Below are 3,238 nucleotides of genomic sequence, written 5' to 3' on the forward strand. Positions count from 1 at the left end.
TTTTTAGTAGCACACCACGATGGTCTTCGCATGCGCTACCAGCAAAGTGAAAACCAGTGGCAGCAGGAATATGGCAGCCATCAACCCGCCATTCAGTTGTATGAGATAGAGGCAGCCGATGAACAGACAGCAGCCGCTGCTATCAACAATATAGGAACATCGGTCCAGCAAAGCCTGGATATAACATCGGGCGAACTGGTGCGGGCTGTACTGATGCGCATGCCCGCATGGAGTACGCACAATCGCCTGCTGATCGTGGTCCATCACCTGGCCATAGATGGCGTCTCCTGGCGCATCCTGCTGGAAGACCTCGACCTGCTATTAAGCCAATGCCGGGATGGCAAACAATTATCTATTGGACCCAAAAGCAGCTCCTACCGTCAATGGTATGAGGCACTACACCAATACGGAAAAAGCCGCCGGTTATTATCCCAACAACCCTACTGGGAAGCAACCAGGAACAACAACAGCTTATTACCAGTAGATAAATCACACAGCGGCATCATCCGAAAAAAAGAGATCCGCAGCTATGGCATAGCACTCGATGAACAGCATACCCGTCAATTGCTACAGACAGTACCACGGGTTTATCGAACAGAGATCAATGACGTGTTGCTCAGCGCCCTTACCAGGACCTTGTCAAAATGGTCAAAGCAACAGCAAATATTGATAGGCATGGAAGGCCATGGCAGAGAAGTCATCAATGATAAAACAGACCTCAGCCGCACCACCGGCTGGTTTACCACCCTGTATCCATTATTACTACAGGCACCCCAGCAGGACGAAGCATCCGAATGGCTGATGAGCATCAAGGAGCAGCTGCGCCAGGTACCCGATAAAGGAATAGGATATGGCGTACTCAAATACATCAATAAGGCTGGTGCATTACAGGCCCCCGACAACTGGCAGATAGCCTTCAACTACCTTGGTCAGCTTGATAACATCACCCGCAGCAGCAACTGGTTCAGCAGTGCCAATGAAGCACATGGCAGTTCAGGCAGTGATGAGAACATCGTCACTACCCAAATAGTGATCAACAGCATGATCTACCAGGGAGAACTACACATACAATGGAGTTACAGCCTGCTGCATTACGAAGAATCGACCGTACAGCAACTGGCACAGTCCTACATAGATGATCTGCAATACCTGGTTGATCATTGTGTATCGGTACCTGCCGGCGAAACAATTACAACACCTATCGATCATTATATAACAGCTGGCGTCAGTTATACGGAGTTACGCCGCTTTATGGAAGAAGAAGAAAATGGCCTTCCAAGAAAACGGCAGCTAGAAGCCCTGTACCCGCTCAGCGGCTTACAACAGGGCATGTTATTCCATGGTTTATACGCAAAACAGGAAGAAGCGTATGTGGAACAGTTCACCTGCTCGATAACCGGTGGAATGCATTCCGCGGCATTCAAAAAAACATGGGCATATCTATGCCGCCATCACACTATTTTACGAACTGGTTTTTATTATGACGCTTTTTCAATACCGGTTCAATGTGCGTACCGGAACGTAGTACCCAACATAATTGAAATAGACTTTCGGGATAAAACAGCGGATGAACAATCGACCCTGATCACTCAATATAAGCAGGCTGACAGGGAACGGGGATTTATGTTCAGGCAGGCGCCATTGATGCGCATATGCCTGATAAGGTTGGCTGATGAAAACTATTACATGATATGGACTTTCCATCATATCCTGCTAGATGGCTGGTCTACGCCTGTATTGATGCAGGAGTTTCTAGAAACCTACGAGCTGTTGATAAAGGGCCAGGAACCACCATTGCAGCACGAAGACCGTTACGAAGATTACATTCAATACCTATCGGGTAAGGATAGATTTGGGGAAGAAGCCTATTGGCAAAATTACCTGAAGGAAATAGCCAGCGGCACATTGCTGCCTTTTGTTACCGCAGGCGCTGACCGTACAAAAGGGGTTGGTCAATATGGTGAGTGTTGGCTTTTGTTGGATAAGGATTTGCATGAACGCATAGAAACATTCACAAAGGGCATCAGGGTTACCCTCAATACACTGATGCAGGCAGTATGGGGCTACCTGCTGCATCAATATACAGGTTTTGACAATGTCATATATGGCGTAGTAGTGTCCGGTCGTCCGGAGGACCTACCCAACGTAGAGCAAAGAGTGGGCATGTACATCAATACGCTGCCGTTGCGCGCTGCGTTCAGAAAAGACCAATCCATTACCGCCTGGTTGCAACAATTGCAAAACGAGCAACTGGAGAGCCGGGTGTATCAATACAGCGGGTTGAATGATATCCAATCATGGGCCGGCATACGGGGTGACCTGTTCGATAGTTTTATGGTATTTGAGAATTACCCGGTGAGTAGCGTGTTGTCATCCCGCCAATGGACGTTTCAGGTACAGGATGCGCAATCGCGCGAAGGCACCAATTACCCGCTGGGCATTTCAGTAAGGGCTGAAGAAGAGATCTCCATTTTATTTAAATACAATTCCAATTTGCTGCAGGAGCAGTATGTGCAACAGATCCGCAATCATTTTGAGCAGGTATTGCTGCAGCTGGTCAATGGTGCAGCAACACATACAAGTGCTATCCGCATGCTTACCACAACTGAAGCACAGCAACTGCAGGCGTTCAGCCTGCCTGTTAAGGGTGCACATCCCGATGTGGAGCGATCTGTGATGGCCTTGTTTAGTGAACAGGTGGAACAAACACCCAATGCCATAGCATTGCAGTTGGGCGAAGAGCAGCTGAGTTACCAGCAACTGGAAGCGAAAAGCAACCAGCTGGCCCATTTCCTGCGTGACAAAGGAGTACAGCAAGACAGTGTGGTAGCAGTAAGTATGGAACGCAGTGTTATGCTCATCATTACCTTATTAGGGGTTTTGAAAACAGGCTGCTCTTATGTGGCCATTGATCCTGCCTATCCGGCACAAAGAAAAAAATATATACTTGAAGATAGTGGGGCCCAACTGCTCTTAACCCATGAAGCAACCTTTGATGAACTGCCTGATGGGGTGGCTTCGATCGACTTAGCCGCTCAACTATCGACCCTGTCGCACTATGCCGATGGGCCTATCACCACTACCACCACGGGTGCCGCCCTTGCTTATATCATGTATACATCCGGTTCTACCGGTCTTCCCAAAGGCGTGGAAGTAACCCATAGCAATATTACCAGTCTGGTGAAGGGTACCGACTTTGTACAGATGAACAGTTCAAGTGTTTTATTATCCACCGGTT

Annotated in this window: 1 protein-coding gene; it reads left to right on the forward strand. The window is 48.2% G+C overall.

Going from position 1 to position 3,238, the window contains the following annotated elements:
• Positions 1-3,238 (forward strand): condensation domain-containing protein (locus J7I42_RS32875; protein ID WP_209144386.1); only part of this gene is annotated, 3,238 nt, incomplete at both ends.

The organism is Niastella soli, from assembly GCF_017742245.1.
GTDB classification, from domain to species: Bacteria; Bacteroidota; Bacteroidia; order Chitinophagales; family Chitinophagaceae; genus Niastella; species Niastella soli.